Origin of the sequence: Alistipes sp. dk3624 (assembly GCF_009557455.1) — a bacterium.
GTDB classification, from domain to species: Bacteria; Bacteroidota; Bacteroidia; order Bacteroidales; family Rikenellaceae; genus Alistipes_A; species Alistipes_A hominis.
This window is the reverse complement of sequence record NZ_CP045651.1, coordinates 1952817-1969077: the sequence shown is the minus strand read 5'-3', so window position 1 is coordinate 1969077 and position 16261 is coordinate 1952817. Positions and strand designations below refer to the sequence as shown.

The 16261-nt window shown below is 57.3% G+C and carries 16 protein-coding genes; 10 read left to right on the top strand and 6 right to left on the bottom strand.

Going from position 1 to position 16261, the window contains the following annotated elements; translation table 11 throughout:
* Nucleotides 1-26 precede the first annotated feature (26 nt).
* Nucleotides 27-854: a sugar phosphate isomerase/epimerase family protein gene (locus GFH31_RS08345; RefSeq protein WP_055202666.1), complete on the top strand. Its 828-nt coding sequence runs from the start codon at nt 27-29 to the stop codon at nt 852-854.
* A 78-nt stretch (nt 855-932) separates the two neighbouring features.
* On the opposite strand, the gene galE is transcribed toward GFH31_RS08345, so the two are convergent.
* The 3 genes from galE to GFH31_RS08330 are packed head-to-tail and all read right to left on the bottom strand — an operon-like array spanning nt 933 to nt 4197.
* Complete coding sequence (galE, locus tag GFH31_RS08340; RefSeq protein WP_153497771.1) at nt 933-1958, bottom strand: UDP-glucose 4-epimerase GalE; 1026 nt, start codon at nt 1956-1958, stop codon at nt 933-935.
* Nucleotides 1959-1973: 15 nt separating this feature from the next.
* Nucleotides 1974-3266 (bottom strand): ABC transporter permease, encoded by a 1293-nt coding sequence (locus GFH31_RS08335; RefSeq protein WP_153497770.1) that lies wholly within the window; start codon nt 3264-3266, stop codon nt 1974-1976.
* Nucleotides 3259-4197, bottom strand: a complete 939-nt coding sequence (locus GFH31_RS08330) for an ABC transporter ATP-binding protein (RefSeq protein WP_101571852.1) — start codon at nt 4195-4197, stop codon at nt 3259-3261. The genes GFH31_RS08335 and GFH31_RS08330 overlap by 8 nt, the downstream gene beginning before the upstream one ends.
* 235 nt (nt 4198-4432) lie before the next feature.
* On the opposite strand from GFH31_RS08330, the gene GFH31_RS08325 reads away from it, so the two are divergent.
* The 5 genes from GFH31_RS08325 to GFH31_RS08305 are packed head-to-tail and all read left to right on the top strand — an operon-like array spanning nt 4433 to nt 9755.
* On the top strand, nt 4433-5401 hold the full coding sequence (locus GFH31_RS08325) for a type I phosphomannose isomerase catalytic subunit (RefSeq protein ID WP_153497769.1): 969 nt from the start codon (nt 4433-4435) through the stop codon (nt 5399-5401).
* A gap of 30 nt (nt 5402-5431) precedes the next feature.
* Nucleotides 5432-5872, top strand: a complete 441-nt coding sequence (locus GFH31_RS08320) for a deoxycytidylate deaminase (RefSeq protein WP_055202678.1) — start codon at nt 5432-5434, stop codon at nt 5870-5872.
* Nucleotides 5873-5904: 32 nt separating this feature from the next.
* Entirely contained in the window at nt 5905-6972 is a 1068-nt protein-coding gene (locus GFH31_RS08315) for a DUF4435 domain-containing protein (RefSeq protein ID WP_101571855.1), read from the top strand.
* Between the two features lie 3 nt (nt 6973-6975).
* Nucleotides 6976-7797 carry a serine O-acetyltransferase EpsC gene (gene epsC / locus GFH31_RS08310; RefSeq protein WP_055202682.1) on the top strand — a complete coding sequence of 274 codons (822 nt, stop codon included), beginning with the start codon at nt 6976-6978 and terminating at the stop codon, nt 7795-7797.
* A complete protein-coding gene (locus GFH31_RS08305) occupies nt 7794-9755 on the top strand; it encodes an LTA synthase family protein (RefSeq protein WP_153497768.1) in 1962 nt (653 codons plus the stop codon). Before epsC ends, GFH31_RS08305 begins: the two co-directional genes overlap by 4 nt.
* Before the next feature lie 50 nt (nt 9756-9805).
* On the opposite strand, the gene GFH31_RS08300 is transcribed toward GFH31_RS08305, so the two are convergent.
* The 3 genes from GFH31_RS08300 to dapF all read right to left on the bottom strand — a co-directional run bounded on the left by GFH31_RS08300 (nt 9806) and on the right by dapF (nt 11839).
* Complete coding sequence (locus tag GFH31_RS08300; RefSeq protein WP_153497767.1) at nt 9806-10612, bottom strand: alpha/beta fold hydrolase; 807 nt, start codon at nt 10610-10612, stop codon at nt 9806-9808.
* 75 nt (nt 10613-10687) lie between these two features.
* Nucleotides 10688-10912, bottom strand: coding sequence for a hypothetical protein (locus GFH31_RS08295; RefSeq protein WP_055202686.1), 225 nt, complete (start codon nt 10910-10912; stop codon nt 10688-10690).
* Between the two features lie 123 nt (nt 10913-11035).
* A complete protein-coding gene (gene dapF / locus GFH31_RS08290) occupies nt 11036-11839 on the bottom strand; it encodes a diaminopimelate epimerase (RefSeq protein WP_118457057.1) in 804 nt (267 codons plus the stop codon).
* 126 nt (nt 11840-11965) lie between these two features.
* On the opposite strand from dapF, the gene GFH31_RS08285 reads away from it, so the two are divergent.
* From GFH31_RS08285 to GFH31_RS08270, 4 genes are read left to right on the top strand one after another with little or no spacing between them, the layout of a single operon-like run.
* Nucleotides 11966-12712, top strand: coding sequence for a nitroreductase family protein (locus tag GFH31_RS08285; RefSeq protein ID WP_118457059.1), 747 nt, complete (start codon nt 11966-11968; stop codon nt 12710-12712).
* A 22-nt stretch (nt 12713-12734) separates the two neighbouring features.
* Nucleotides 12735-13145, top strand: a complete 411-nt coding sequence (locus GFH31_RS08280) for a pyridoxamine 5'-phosphate oxidase family protein (RefSeq protein WP_055202691.1) — start codon at nt 12735-12737, stop codon at nt 13143-13145.
* A 2-nt stretch (nt 13146-13147) separates the two neighbouring features.
* Nucleotides 13148-13606 carry a hypothetical protein gene (locus tag GFH31_RS08275; RefSeq protein ID WP_055202694.1) on the top strand — a complete coding sequence of 153 codons (459 nt, stop codon included), beginning with the start codon at nt 13148-13150 and terminating at the stop codon, nt 13604-13606.
* A gap of 8 nt (nt 13607-13614) precedes the next feature.
* The gene (locus tag GFH31_RS08270; RefSeq protein WP_228385745.1) at nt 13615-16026 is read left to right on the top strand and encodes a BamA/TamA family outer membrane protein; all 2412 of its coding nucleotides are present in this window, start codon (nt 13615-13617) and stop codon (nt 16024-16026) included.
* The last annotated feature ends 235 nt before the right edge of the window (nt 16027-16261 follow it).

Genomic DNA, 16261 nt, shown 5'->3' with positions numbered 1-16261 from the left:
CGAAAACCTTAACCAATCAAATAATCATGAAAAAAATCAATTTCATCACGTTATTTTCCGCCGCGGCGCTGCTGCTGGGAACGTGCACGGCATCGGCCCAATTCGTAACGAAACACGGCTCGGAAGATTTCAAAATCGGCGTCGCCGGCTTTTCGTTCCGCAATTTCAACATCGACGAAACCCTGAAGATGATGAAGCAGATGGGAGTCAAATACATGAGCGTAAAAGATTTCCACCTGCCGATGAACAGCACTGCCGAACAGATGGAAGCCTTCAAGGCGAAGCTGGCGGCAGCCGACGTGAACGGCTACATCCTCGGCCCGATCTACATGAACTCGAAAGCCGACGCAGACCGCGCGTTCGAATACGTGAAACGCTACGGCGCCGACATTTTCATCGGGGTTCCGGCCTACGAGCTGCTGCCTTACGTCAACGAAAAGATCAAGGAATACAATGTCCGGATGGCGATCCATACGCACGGCCCCGATACCCAAACATTCCCGGACGCCGCCGACGTGATGGCGCACATCAAAGACCTCGACCCGCGCATTGGGATCTGCATCGACCTGGGACACACGGCGCGCTTCGGAGCGAGCTGCGTGAACGACCTGAAAAAGTACAAAGACCGCATCTACGACATCCACATCAAGGACGAGACCGAAGCGTCGAAAGCGGGCCAGACCTGGGAAATGGGACGCGGGATCATGGACATTCCGGCAATCGTCAAAACGCTGCGCAAGATCGGCTATACCGGAGTGGTCAGCCTCGAATTCGAAAAGGACGGCAAAAACCCGCTGCCCGGCGTGGCCGAATCGATCGGCTACCTGCGCGGAGTCTGCGACGCCACCAAATAGCGAACCGTACTTCTCCAGCGAACGAAAAAACCGCCGCATGAGAATGCGGCGGTTTTTTCGTTTTCGAATCCCGTCCCTCTACTTCATCCCGCGCAAGTGCTTTTCCCAGGCCCAGGCCGAAGCGAGCGTCTCCTCGATCGGACGCGTGGCTTTCCACCCCAGTTCCCGGTTCGCAAACGTGGTATCGGCCCAGATCTTTTCGATATCTCCGGCCCGGCGGCCGACGATCTTGTGCGGCACTTCGACTCCGGTGACTTTTTCGAACGTTTCGACCAGTTCGATCACCGAACGCCCCCGACCGGTGCCCACGTTGAAAAACTCGTAATTCGACCGGCTCTTGCCGCCGACCATCCGGTCGACCGCCACCACGTGCGCGCGGGCCAGGTCGACCACGTCGATATAGTCCCGGACGGCCGAACCGTCCGGCGTATCGTAATCGTCCCCGAAAATACTCAGGCACGGCCGAATCCCGGCGGCTGTCTGCGTAATGAACGGAACGAGGTTGCCAGGAACCCCTTTCGGAAGCTCCCCGATCAACGCCGACGGATGCGCCCCGATCGGGTTGAAATAACGCAGCGCGATGCCGTACAGCTCCCCGTACGCCGCCGTCGTGTCGCGCAGGATATCTTCGCATATCTGCTTGGTATTCCCGTAAGGCGATGTGGCCGGTTGACGCGGGGTCTGCTCGGTCACGGGCAGCACTTCGGGTTGCCCGTACACGGTGCACGACGACGAGAAAACGATGTTGCGGACGCCCTTTTCGCGCATCAGTTCCAGCACGTTCACCAGCGACAGGATGTTGTTGCGATAATACAACAGCGGTTTTTCGACCGATTCGCCGACGGCCTTCGACGCCGCGAAATGAATGACCGAATTGAATTTGTACTTGTCGAACACCCCGGCGAGCGCAGCCTTATCGTCGCAGTCGACCTGCTCGAACGGGATCTCCGCGCCGGTAATTTCACGCACGCCGTCCACCGCCGCCCGTTCGGAATTCGAAAGGTTGTCGACCACGACCACGTCGTACCCCGCCGCGATCAGCTCGACCGCCGTATGGGTTCCTATATACCCGGCTCCGCCGGTTACCAATACACACTCTTTCATTGGACTACAATTTAATTATCCTTTATATTTTATCCATTTGTACAACTCTGCGAATCCGGGCTTCTTGCCGTACATGAAAATCCCCACCCGGTAAATTTTGCCGGCCACCCACACCATCGAAAGGAAACTGCCGTAAAGCAACGCGACCGACAGCGCCAACTGCCACGCAGGCACTCCGTACGGAATGCGCGCCATCATCACGATCGGCGAGGTGAACGGGATGATGCTGCACCAAACGGACAGCGTCCCGTTCGGGTTCTGCATCGTGGTGAACATCACGACGATCGCGAAAACCAGCGGAATCGTGGCCGGCATCTGCAACTGCTGGGCGTCCTGCGCGTTGTCGACGGCGCTGCCGACCGCCGCGAAAATCGCCGCATAGAGCAGGTAGCCGCCGACGAAATAAACCAGGAAACCGCCGAACAATTTCAGCAGGAAACCGCCGTCGGTTACCTGCCGGATCGCCGCAAGCGTACCGGCGTCCATTTGCGGCACAACCCCGGGTACGGCCGCGCCCCGAATCAACGCGTCGGGCGTCAGCAGGTGCAGGGCGGCCGTTCCCAGCGCCAGGATCAGCGCGGCCCAGATCAGGAACTGCACCAACGCGACCGACGCGATGCCGAGGATTTTGCCGAGCATCAGTTCGAACGGCCTGACCGACGAAACGATGATCTCCAACACCCGCGAGTTTTTCTCTTCGATCACGCCGTGCATGACCATCACGCCGTACATGAAAACGAACATGTAGATCAGGAACCCGAACAGATAGGAAGCGGTCATCGACAGGACGCCGGAACTGGCCCGTCGTTCCCCGGTATCGTGCCGTTGAAAAGTCTGCATCGAAACGTCCGTTTTGACCTCCTGCATGATCTGAGACAGGTTCCGGATATCGTGCGCTTCGAGTTTCCGCTTTTCGATAATCCTGCCCAACTGCGACTTCAGATCGTTTTCAACGTCGAACGTCAGGGCTTCTTTCGTATAGAGACGGACATCCCCGGGATCGGACAGAACGTCCTCACCGATAACCAGGTAGTTGTACCGGTTTCCCGGTGCGCCGAGCTCGTCTTCGGACAAGTCGGTAGGCGTCAACTTCAGCAGCGCGCCGCTTTGCAACTGCGGGGCGATCCAACCGCTGCGGTCGAGCACCAGGATCTCCAACTGCCGGCTTCCGCCGACCTTGTTCAGCAGTACCGGCGCCACCATCAGGACGACCATCAACAGCGGCGTCAACACGGTCGTCAGGATAAACGTCCGTTTCCGCACCCGCTGGTTGAATTCGCGACCGATAATCAATCCTATCTTACTCATGGTCGGTTTGTTCAAGTTGTCCGTTGACTGCCCGGATAAAAATGTCGTTCATCCCGGGGATCACTTCCGAAAAGCCGTGCAGTTCGGTTCGTTCGTTCAGCAGCCCGATCAGCGGACGCACGGCGTCCGGCGAGACGAGCCGCACTTCGGCCGTATGATACGGCGCCCCGCGTTTTATGCCGAGCACCGAACAGTAAGGCTGCAGCTCCTGCTGCGACAGCGCCGCCGGGTCGCCCGCGAAATCGATCCGGAAAACGGATTCGCCGTACCGGCGGCGAATTTCGCCGACAGCGCCGCTCAGGACGTTGCGCGAACGGTCTATCAGCGTGATATGGTCGCAGATCTCTTCGACCGACGACATGTTGTGCGTCGAAAAAATCACCGTCGCCCCGCTGTCGCGCAGCGCAAGGATTTCGTTTTTCAGCAGGTTGGCGTTGATCGGGTCGAAGCCGCTGAACGGTTCGTCGAAAATCAGCAAGGCCGGTCGGTGCAATACCGTGATGATGAACTGGATCTTCTGCGCCATCCCCTTACTGAGCTCCTCCACCTTCCGGTCCCACCACTCGGCGATCCCGAATTTTTCAAACCACGCCCTCAGGCGCTCCGTCGCTTCCCGCTTCGAAAGACCTTTGAGCTGCGCGAAATAGAGCGCCTGTTCGCCGACGCGCATTTTTTTATACAATCCGCGCTCTTCGGGCAGGTAGCCGATCCGGTAAATGTCGTCGGGAGCGAGCGGCCGTCCGTCGAAAAACACCCGGCCGCTGTCGGGCGCCGTGATCCGGTTGATGATGCGGATCAACGTCGTCTTGCCCGCGCCGTTCGGCCCGAGCAACCCGTAAACCGCCCCCCGCGGAACTTCCAAAGACACGTCGTCGAGCGCCGTATGAGCGGCGTAACGCTTGGTGACCTGTTCTACCCGTAACAAACACATGGCGGATGCGAGGTTAAAATAATCCGAAAATAATCGCCGGCACGCCTCACGGTATCGGGCTGATTGCCACATAAGTCCGCACTTGCGACCCGCCGCCGCGAACCGGCAGCGGGAACAAAGGTATGAAAAGTTGCCATAATTTGTTAAATTTGTCGTTAAAATTCAGGGCTTTGTCTGCCGTTGCGTTCTCCGTTCCGGGGAACCGTCCGCAGCCGGGCTCGCTAAAACGTTGCGAATGCTGTATCCGTTAAAATTCAGGCCTCGGCCGAAAGAGCGTATCTGGGGGGGGCGGCGGCTGTCCGAAAAACTCGGAAAACGGCTGCCCCGGGAGCGTACGATCGGCGAAAGTTGGGAAATTTCCGGCCTCGACGGCGACGTATCCGTCGTCGGCAACGGCATACTGGCCGGAAACAACCTCGAAGAGTTGATCGAAGTCTATATGGGCGACCTGGTGGGCGACAAAATTTACGAGAAATTCGGCCTGCAGTTTCCGCTGCTGATCAAATACATCGATGCGCAGGACAAACTCTCGGTGCAGGTGCATCCGGACGACGCCCTGGCGGCGAAACGGTACGGCGGTTACGGCAAATCCGAAATGTGGTACGTCCTGGACTGCGATCCGGGAGCCGAGCTTTACTTGGGATTCGACGGGGACGTATCGCGCGAACGCTATGCGGAACACGTGGAGCGCGGCACGCTACCCGAAATTCTTTCTCGTCCGAAAGTAAGCCCCGGAGACGCATTCTTCATTCCGGCAGGCACGATCCACGCCATCGGCAAGGGAATCCTGCTGGCCGAGATCCAGCAGGCTTCGGACGTCACCTACCGGATTTACGACTGGGGACGCACGGACGCTTCGGGTAAAGGGCGCGAACTGCATACCGACCTGGCCGCCGACGCGATCCGTTTCGACAACGACATCCCGTACCGTATCACCGCCGAACCGCGGACAAACGAAGCGGTTCCGCTGAAAAGATCGCCTTACTTCACCGTCAACCTGATCGGACTGGACGGCGCGGTCGGACGCAACCACGTGGAACGCGATTCGTTCGTCGTCTACATGTTGACCGAAGGACGGGCGACGCTCGGCTGGGAAGGCGGCTCCGAAACCGTCAAAAAAGGCGAGACCCTACTGGTACCTGCCTGCATCGAGGAGGTAACGCTGACCGGACAGGGAAAACTGCTGGAAATTTACATCGAATAAAAACTGAAACGGCATACACGACATCTTTTTATGGGATACCAGGAAGAAAAACAACGTCAGCTCGACATTCGTTACATCAAAATGGCCCGGATCTGGGCCGAAAACTCCTACTGCGTCCGCCGGCAGGTAGGCGCCCTGCTGGTCAAGAACAAGATGATCATCTCGGACGGTTACAACGGCACGCCGGCCGGATTCGAGAACATCTGCGAGGACGAGGCCGGCAAGACCAAACCCTACGTTCTGCACGCCGAAGCGAACGCGATCACCAAGGTGGCCAAATCGAACAACAGCAGCGAAGGCTCGACGCTGTACGTCACGTCGTCGCCCTGCATCGAATGTTCGAAACTGATTATTCAGAGCGGCATCCGCCGCGTAGTCTACTGCGACGACTACCATTCGACCGACGGTCTCGACCTGTTGCAGCGCGTCGGGATCGAAGTGGTGCGGGTGACGCTGCCGGAAGAACGGTAACGCATCGGCCTTTATCCAAACCGAACCCGAATATGAAAAAACGCAGGAAAGAACGGCAGGCAATACGACTCCAGGAACCGGTCAAAACGGTTCCGATGGTTTCCCGTTACGCGAACGGCGCGTATCGGCTGATCCGCGTGTTCGTCGAAGGGTACGACGACGTGGCGTTCTGGCGCAGCATCTTCGACGACTACGAAACCGAGCGGCTGAAGTTCGAAATCAGCGTCCCGTTGCGCGACGACCTGGCAAAAGGCAAAAAAGTCCTGCTGGCGATGATCGACGAGCGCGACCGGGATACGATCCTGTGCATGGACAGCGACTTCGACTACCTGTTCAAAAACTTCAACGACCAGTCGCGGCTGGTGAACAACACCCCGAGGCTGTTCCACACCTACGCCTATGCGACCGAAAATTTCCTGTGCCACCCCCCGTCGCTGCATAAGGTGTGCGTCAAAGCGACCAAAAACGATACGCTGATCTTCAACTTCGAAAAGTTCATGACCGCTTATTCGCGGACGATCTACCCGTTGTTCCTGTGGTACGCCTACTCCGCCCGCCGCAAAAGCGAAAAGGCCTTTTCGTTGCTCGACTTCCGCAGCAGCGTCCGGCTCAACTACCTCGATTTGCGCGACGACGGCGCCGAAACGCTGCACTGGCTCGGCCGTCAGGTCGAAAAGCGTCTCCGAACGTTGGAAGCCAACCATCCGACCTGGATCGGCGAAGTGGCCGCTTTCGGGCACCATATCCGGCAGTTCGGCGTCGAAACCGACAATGTCTATTTTTTCATGCAGGGCCATACGCTGCTGGACAACGTGGTGCTGATCCTTCTGCACACCGTTTGCGAACGGCTGCGGGACATGACCGTCGAACGGATCACTTCGGGAACCAAGCAGGGCGTGTCGTTGAAAAACGAACTGAGCAATTACAACAACTCGTTGCGCAACGTGCGCGAGGTACTGCTCGACAACGAACAGTATAAGGAGTGTTTCCTGTATAAAAAACTGAAAAAAGACATCGAACTGTATATTCAACAACTGATCGCGGAGGACGAAGCCGGCCGACGGCCGGCCGACGCTCCGTACGATCGGGCAATCAGATAGACTATGGCCGACGTAATCAAGAATTTCCCGTCCCGCCTGCACAAGATGACGCAGGTGTTTTACCGCGAAGTTCCGTCTCAGGTGGCCACGCGCCGTTTCATCGACACGCTGACCAACCTGCTGTTCCCGGTACGGGACAAAAGGAACATCTCGCTGAAGGAAATGGATCTGAAATGGGAGAATCTCCAGCACGATTTCCTGGAGATCATCAGCCCGCTGTGCGCCGACATGGACTGTTGCTGCGAACATCTCACCGAACGGTTTTTCGGCGAAATCCCGCTGATATACACCCGGCTGATGCAGGACGCCAACCTTTACAAAAACTGCGACCCGGCGGCCTACTGCACCGAAGAGGTGATCCTGTGCTATCCGGGATTCTACGCCGTGATGGTGTACCGCCTGTCGCACGTGCTGCACAAACTGAAAATACCAGTATTGCCGCGCGTGATTTCGGAATACGCGCACAGCCAGACCGGAATCGACATCCACCCGGGAGCCACCATCGGGCCGAACTTCTACATCGACCACGGCACCGGGATCGTCATCGGCGAAACGACCGTTATCGGGCGGAACGTCAAAATTTACCAGGGCGTCACGCTGGGCGCCACGTTTGTCGACAAAGAGCTTTCGGGCGTCCGGCGCCATCCGACCATCGAGGACAACGTGATCATCTACGCCGGCAGCACGATCCTCGGCGGCGACACGGTGATCGGTCACGACACGGTGATCGGCGGTAACGTATGGCTCACCGAGTCGGTTCCGCCCCATTCGACGGTCTACTGCAAACCCGAAATCGTCATCAAAGGAAAACGCACGAAAAAATGAACCGGAAAAACGGCAGGCATTTCGACGGATTCTGTCCGGCGCTGGCGCTCGTCCTGAGGTTGGGACTGCTGTACGCGGCATGGCTGTTGTGCCGCATCGTATTCTTCCTGCAGAACCGGGCCGAAATCGGGCCGCTCGCGGCAAGCGAACTGCCCGGACTGCTACACGGCAGCCTGGTGTTCGACACGGTGTCGATCCTGTACGTCAACTCGCTGTTCATCGTGCTGTCGCTCGTACCGCTGCGGCTGCGCGAACGGCGGTGGTACGGCACGATGCTGTTCTGGCTTTTCTCCGTCGCCAACGCCCTCGCGCTGATCGTCAACGTCTCGGACGGCGTCTATTACCACTACGCGAAAAAAAGGTTCACCTCGGACGAACTCTCCTACCTCGGCAACAACGACAATACCGGAACCGTACTGCTGAAAGCGCTCGCCGAAAACTGGTACGTCGCGCTGTTTGCCGCCGGATTGATCGCCGCCCTCGTCTGGGCCTACCGCCGGATCCGGGTCGCTCCGTCGCGGATCCGGTCGAACACGGCCTACGCGCTGATCCATCTGCCGGCGCTGCTGGTCGCAGTCGGATTGTCCATCGGGGGCATACGGGGCGGATTCAGCCGACAAACGCGCCCGATCACGCTCAGCAACGCCACGCTGTATACCGCGTCGAGTCCGAAGGCGAACCTGATCCTCAGCAACCCGTTCTGTATGCTGCGGACGCTCGGCAACCGCTCGATCGCGTACACCGAATTCTTCGACGACCGGACGCTCGAGGCCATTTACACCCCGATCCACCGGCCGGAGGCCGCTGCGGGCGACTCCCTTGCGTTCGGCGACCGCAATATCGTCATTTTCATCCTGGAAAGTTTCAGCAGCGAACATTCGGCGCTGCTGAATCCCGACCTCTATCCGGACGGGCACGGGTACACTCCGTTCCTCGACTCGCTGATGCGCGAAGGATACTATTTCCAGAACGCATTCGCCAATGGACACAAATCGATCGAGGCGCTGCCCTCGGTGCTGTCTTCTATCCCCTCTTACCGGACACCGTTCGTACTGATGCCTCAGGCGCTCGCCCCGATGAAGGCGCTGCCGGCACTGCTGGCCGAAAAAGGATACAAAACGTCGTTCTTCAACGGTTCGGGACGCGGTTCGATGGGTTTCGGCGCCTATGCGGCGCAGGCCGGCGTACAGGATTATTATAGCCGCGAGGATTATGAAAAACGGTGCGGCACAGACGATTTCGACGGCTACTGGGGCATCTGGGACGAACCTTTCCTACAGTACATGAGCCGCGTGCTGTCCGAAATGCCTCAGCCGTTTTTCGCATCGGCTTTCACGCTCAGTTCGCACCACCCGTTCGTCGTTCCGGAAAAATACGCCGCGACGCTGCCGGAAGGAAAAACCAAGGTACACAAAGGCGTGGCGTACACCGACCTCGCACTGCGCCGTTTCATGGAGACCTCAAGCCGGGAACCGTGGTACGAAAATACGATTTTCGTCTTCGTAGCCGACCACGTATCGTCGGAAACCTTCGCGCCAAAAACGCTGACCCCGACCGGCAACACGCAAATCATCTGCCTGATCTACACGCCGGACGGATCGCTGCGCGGCGTAAACCGTTCGGTCGCCCAGCAAATCGATCTGATGCCGACGCTGCTCGGGCTGACCGGCTACGACCGGCCCTATTTCGCCTTCGGACGGGACGTGCTGCGCGAAACCGACCGCGAACCGATGGTGTCGAATTATGCGGGCGGAACTTACCAGGGCATTACCGATTCGCTGGTGCTCTTTTTCGACGGAGAACGGACGCTGTCGGCCTACCTACGCAGCGACACCCTGCAAAAAAACGATATTTCGGGAATCCGCACCCCCGCGTTGGAAGCCGCCGAACGCGACCTGAAAGCGCGCCTACAGCAATACTACCGGCATGTGAAACAAAAAGATTATTTAGCCGAATAGAAACATCCGTTATTATTCCCCGAATCCCGGAACGGCCGCGCCGGAAACATTCAGCAAGCCGCGTGCCTGTCGATAAATCCGCGAATGATCTCCGCGGCGGCCTCGGGTTCTTCGAAAAAGCCCATGTGTCCCGAATGATCGAGCCACGCCGCTTCGGCCTGCGGATGAGCGGCGACCAGCGCTTCGGCCCGTTCGACCGGGATAAATTCGTCCATCCGGCCGAATATGAACAGTTGCGGCACTTTCAAACCGTGCAGCATGTCGTTCATATCGTTGCGGCCGATCATCCCGTTCAGCAGCGCCACAATGCCGTCGTCGTCGGTCGACGAGATCAGCTCCTGCAGTTGTTCGATCCGCCCGCGAAGCCGTTTGCGGTTCGCCTCGGCAAAACCTTTCGGAGCGAAAAGCGAGGCGATCAGTTCTTTCTTATCGCTGCGGATCAGTTCGATCTCGCGGCGTCGGTCCTCTTTTTTCGCATCGGTATCGGCATTCGGCGTCGAGTGGAACAAAATCAGCCCCTGCAACATTTCGGGATAACGGGCCGCAAAAGCTTCGGCGACGTATCCCCCCATCGAGTGCCCGGCCACGAAACAGCGCGCGACGCCCTGCTTGTCGAGCACCCCTTTCAGCACATCGGCCACGAACTCCATGCTATGCACCTCGCCCCGCACCTCCGAGATGCCGTGACCGGGAATGTCGATCGCGATCACACGGTAGTAGGGCGTCAGCAATTTCGTGAAATCCTCCCACACTTCGAGAGATTCCAGGTAGCCGTGCAGCAGTACGAGCGTCGTATCCCCCTGCTGCGAGTCGCTGATGCGCAATGCCGTTTCGGCGGCAACGATGAATTTTTCCATGATTGTTCGATATTTTGTAAAAAATGGCCGCCCTGCGGCAGCCATTCCCGTTTCATTCGATTTATAAACGATCGTTTATCGTTCGTCCTGTTCTTCCTCACCGTCGTCGAAATAGTCGAGAACCGATTCGCGTTTCTTGAAAGAGAGTAACTCGTCGTCGTCGTCCTCGTCGAGTCGGCTGTAAATCGCCCGCTTCTCTTTTCCGCTTTTTTTAATAGGTTCGAGCTTGGCCGCTCGCTTTAACGAATCTTCCGGTTCGGAATCATGGGCCTTGTTCCGGAAAACATGGGTCGATTTCATGGGTCGTGAAAACGTAAGGGTTTAAACGTTTGACATGGATTTCAGTTCTTCGTACGCAGGATTCACGTCCTTTGTACGATTGCAATGATAGAGATTTTTTTTGAAAAAACAACCGCTTCGGGTTTAAAATTTTTCCGCCAGGCAGCCTTCGAACACCTTTTGCGCCGGGCCGGTAAGCGTCACATTCGTAAAACGCTCGTCTCCTGTCCGTTCGAAAGACACGAAAAGGACTCCGCCCTCGACGTCGACCCGGTAATTCCGGCAATCGCTTCCGGATCGCACGGCAGCCGCCAGCGCCGAAGCCGTGGCCCCGGTTCCGCAGGCAAGCGTCTCGGCCTCAACGCCCCGCTCATAAGTACGCACCCGGATACGACCGTCCGAAACGATCTCCACGAAATTGACGTTCGTCCCTCCGGCGGCGGCGTACGGATCGCTGCGGCGTATCATTGCGCCTTTTCGGGCGACGTCCTCCCGCCGAACATCCGGCACGAATTCGACATGGTGCGGCGAACCGGTATCGAGAAAATAATGATCGGGGAATTTCTCCACGCGCGGAACGTCGATCATGCCGAGCCGGATCTCGCCCGCCGTCGCGTCCGCCGACAGGATTTGCGCATCGTGCACGCCGTCGATCCCCGAAAAACGCTTGCGCGATCCGCCGATCCCCAAATGATGGGCGAACAACACGATACAGCGGCCGCCGTTGCCGCACATGGTCGATTCGCCGCCGTCGGCATTGAAATAGCGCATCCTGAACAACTCCTGGGGATCGTTTTCCAGCAGCATCAGCCCGTCAGCGCCGACCCCGGTGCGGCGGCAGCACAGGGCGGCCACATGCGCGCGGGAAACGTCGAATCCGCCCGAACGGTTATCGATCAGCACGAAATCATTGCCCGCTCCGTGGTATTTATAAAATTTTTGTTTCATATCGTTTCCGGCTTATCCGTGCAAATATCGCGAAATTTTCAAAAAGCTTTTCCTCTTTCAAAAAAATAGCGGATATTTGTATAAATTCATGCGGAATCCGCGTTTCCGTTAAAAAGACAGAAAGCTATGATCAAAACGATATTCGAGCATCGGTCGGTGCGCAGCTACAAGCCGGATCCGGTGGACGAGGCCCTGCTGCAACGGATTCTGGAAGCCGGCACGAGGGCTTCCAACACAGGCAATATGCAGATATACAGCATCATCGTGACGACCGACCCGCAGATCCGGGAACAACTGTCGCCGTGCCATTTCGGACAACCGATGGTCACTCAGGCCCCGATCGTGCTGACGTTCTGCGTCGACGTGCGCCGGTTCTCGCTGTGGTGCCGCCAGCGGGGGGCCGACCCGCAGTACGACAATTTCGTCTGGTTCGTCAACGGCGCGATCGACGCGATCCTCGCTTCGCAAAACGTCTGTCTCGAAGCGGAGTCGGAGGGGCTCGGCATCTGCTACCTCGGCACGACGACCTACAACGCCGACCGGATCGCCGAGGTGCTCGCCCTGCCCGAGGGGGTGATCCCGGTCACTACCGTGACGATGGGCTACCCCGACAAACTGCCGCCGCCGACCGACCGCCTGCCCTTGGAAGGGGTAATCCACCGCGAACGCTACCACGATTACACGCCCGAAGCGATCGACGCGATCTGGGCCGACAAGGAAGCTTCCGAAGAGACGGCCGGCCTGCTGAAAGCGAACGACCTACCGAACCTGGCGCGTATTTTCACCGAACGTCGCTACAAGGGCGAAGACAACCGTCTTTTTTCGCGGAAATATTTCGAAATGCTGAAAAAACAGGGGTTCTTCAACCAGTAAGAACCCGTAAGACCGACCGGATATGGAAACGATTCACGAAAAAGCGTTCGCGCTGTTACAACGGTGCGAAGTGATTACCGTGGCGACGTTGGACGAAAAGGGTTTCCCGCGTCCCGTTCCGGTCGTCAAAATACGCGCCGAAAAACCGTTTACGATCTGGTTCGCCACCGGCACCAGCTCCGACAAAACGGCGCATCTGCGCCGGAACCCGCGCGCCGGCATCTCTTTTTTCGACCGCGGAGACAGCGTCGCACTAACCGGAACGGCCGAAGTGATCGAATACCCTGCGGTCAAAAAGATCATGTGGCAAGAGTGGTTTATCAAACATTTTCCGGGAGGAGTCGAAGACCCGGAGTACTGCCTGGTTCGGTTCGAAGCCCGGAAAGGCGTTTTTTACATCGAAGACAAATTCGTAAAATCGGTTTTAAAATAACGATGAATCAGATCGAACAAACTCCGAACGGAAAAGACTATTTCGAGCCGATGCACTCGGCCGAGCACCTGATCAACGGGGCGATCGCCCGGACGCTCGGGTGCGGCCGGGCCTTTTCGACCCATATCGAAAAGAAGAAATCGAAATGCGATTTCCGCTTTCACCGCAACCTGACGCCCGAAGAGCTGACCGGAATCGAACGGACGGTCAACGAACAGATCGCCTCGCACGCGGACGTGCGGGACGAAATATTGACCGCGGCAGAGGCCGCCGCCCGTTACAACCTGTCGCGGCTGCCGGAAGGCGCAACCACCGTCCGCATCGTCCATATCGGCGATTTCGATAGCTGTCCGTGCATCGGGGCGCACGTATCGAACACGGCGGAGATCCCGCCGGTCAGGCTGATCTCGAGCGACTGCGCGGACGGCGTTCTACGGGTGCGTTTCAAATTTGTAAAATAGTTGGCGGAGTGAGTAGGATATTCCGGTCGGATTCGTTTGCAGAGGCGGCAAAAAGGCGGCTGCGGCTGCCGGTCGTCGTCGTTTGCGGCTGCTTGCTCGCAGCATGCAGCGCGACGCGGCACATTCCGTCCGGGCAATACCTGCTGTCCAAAAGCGACGTCCGGATCGAACGGGAGAAACAACTGACGCGGGACGAACGGGCGACGCGGACGGAATTGGAACAATTCATCCGCCAGCATCCGACCAAACGTTTCCTGGGAACCAATTTCTATCTGTGGGCTTACAATTCGGCAGACCCGGACAAAACGAACTGGTGGAACCGTTTCAAACGCCGCATCGGCAAAGAACCCGTGCTGCTCGACTCGACACTGACGGCCCGTTCGGCCGAAGGCATGAAAATTTACCTGAACGGCAAAGGCTTCCTGGACGCTTCGACGGCATTTCGGGTCGACACTTCGGGCAAAAAAGCGAAAGTCACCTACCTCGCCCGGCAAGGCGAACCGTACCGGATCGGCAGCATCCGATACGATTTCCGGGACCGGTCGCTGCAATCGATCATTTTCAGCGACACGATTTCGACGTTGCTGCATACGGGCGACATTTTCGATGCGAATACGCTGGACGACGAACGGGTACGGATCACTTCATTCCTGAAAAACCGGGGATATTACAACTTCTCGATCAACAACATCAGTTATGTAGCCGACTCGACGGCGGGCAACCGCACGGTCAACCTGACGATGGTCGTAAAACGCTACATGGCCGGATATACCGCCGAAGGCGAAGCGACGCTCGACGACAACCGAATTTACCGCATCCGGAACATCTATATCTATCCGGATTACAACCCCTCGGCAGCCGTGTCGGATTCTCTTTACGAAAGCCGGCTCGACACGCTCGACTACAAAGGCCTGAAAATCGTTTACGACACCCGGTCGAAAGTGCGGGCGGAGATCCTGCGCCGAACGATCAGTCTCTACCCGAACTACCTGTATAATGCCGACGAAGTGAAACGGACTTACGAAAACATCATGCGGCTCGACTATTACAAAAGCGCCAGCATCCTCTTTTCGGAAGCGGAAGGCGATACGCTGCTGCGGGACAACCGGATCACCTACATCGGGCAGTCGCAGGACTCCACCGGCATCGGCGAAGCCTCGTACGGCACCGAACACTACCTGAACTGCACTATTTTCTGTACGCCTGCGCTGCGGCAGGGATACTCGCTGGAACTCGAAGGAACCACGTCGGCCGACTATTTCGGAATCGCCGCCACGGTGGGCTACCAGAACCGCAACCTGTTCCGCGGCGTCGAACTGTTCGACATCAAGGTGCGCGGAGGCTACGAATTCATGCGCGTCAAACAGAAGCGCAACTCGTTCGAATTAGGCGTATCGACCTCGTTTTCGTTTCCCCGTTTCATCACGCCGCTGCGAATCGACCGCTACAACCGAGCCTTCAATCCGCGGACGAAAGTAGAAGTCTCCTACAGCGTACAGCGCCGCCCGTACTACCATCGTACGCTGGCCAGCGGCGTCTGGGGCTATACGTGGGGCAACGGCAAAAACAGCACCTTCGTCCTGCGGCCGGCGGACATCAGCGTGGTGAAACTGCGGCAGATCGACACGGCTTTCCTCGAACAATTGCAGAATCCCTACCTGCGGAACAGCTACGAATCGCAGCTGATCGCCGGACTGTCCGGCTCGTATATCTTCAACAACCAGAAGATCAACACCGAACGCAATTCGCTGGCGTTACGGTTCAATTTCGAAACGAACGGTAACCTGATCGACGGACTGAGCCACCTGTTCGGCCGTTCGTCGGGGGAAGAGTATTACAAACTGTTCGGTATCCGGTACGCCCAGTATTTCCGGTTCGATCTGAACCTGGCGCGAAAATTCGTATTGGGGCCGAAAACCAGTCTCGTATATCGCTTCTACGGCGGATGGGGATACGCTTACGGCAATTCGACATCCATCCCGTTCGAGCGGCTGTTCTACTGCGGCGGCAGCAACAGTATGCGCGGCTGGCTGGCCCGGACGCTCGGCCCGGGCAACGAAGTGCGCTGGGTCAGCGACTATCCCACCCAGTTGGGGAACTTCAAACTCGAAACGAATCTCGAAGCCCGTTTTCCAGTCTGGGGAATCTTGCAAGGCGCGCTCTTTTTCGATGTCGGCAACATCTGGTTCCTCGGACAGGGCGGCTACGGCGAAGAATCGCAGTTCAAAATCGACCGATTCTACAAACAACTGGGATTCAATACCGGACTCGGCGCGCGGTTCGATTTCAGTTTCTTCGTATTCCGGATCGACTGGGGCATCAAACTGCACAACCCGAACGAAGCGGCCGGACAGCGCTGGATCCAGAACTTCCGGATGCAGAACACGACGCTGAATTTCGGCGTAGGCTATCCTTTCTGACGACGACGGACGCCGAAAACGAACGCAACGCCGTACTATTCCGCAAAAGCGATACGCCGAAAACTTTTGGCAAATATCCGAAATGTTATTACCTTTGCCGCCGTTACTGAATTTGTGGAAAGATTTGGCCGCTTGCAACCACGGAAAAAAATGCTAAAATAGTATTTGTGTTCATCTACAACAGCTGAGTTTTTCCCATTGTTTAAAAGTATTTTAAACCATTAAAAAATTTTAA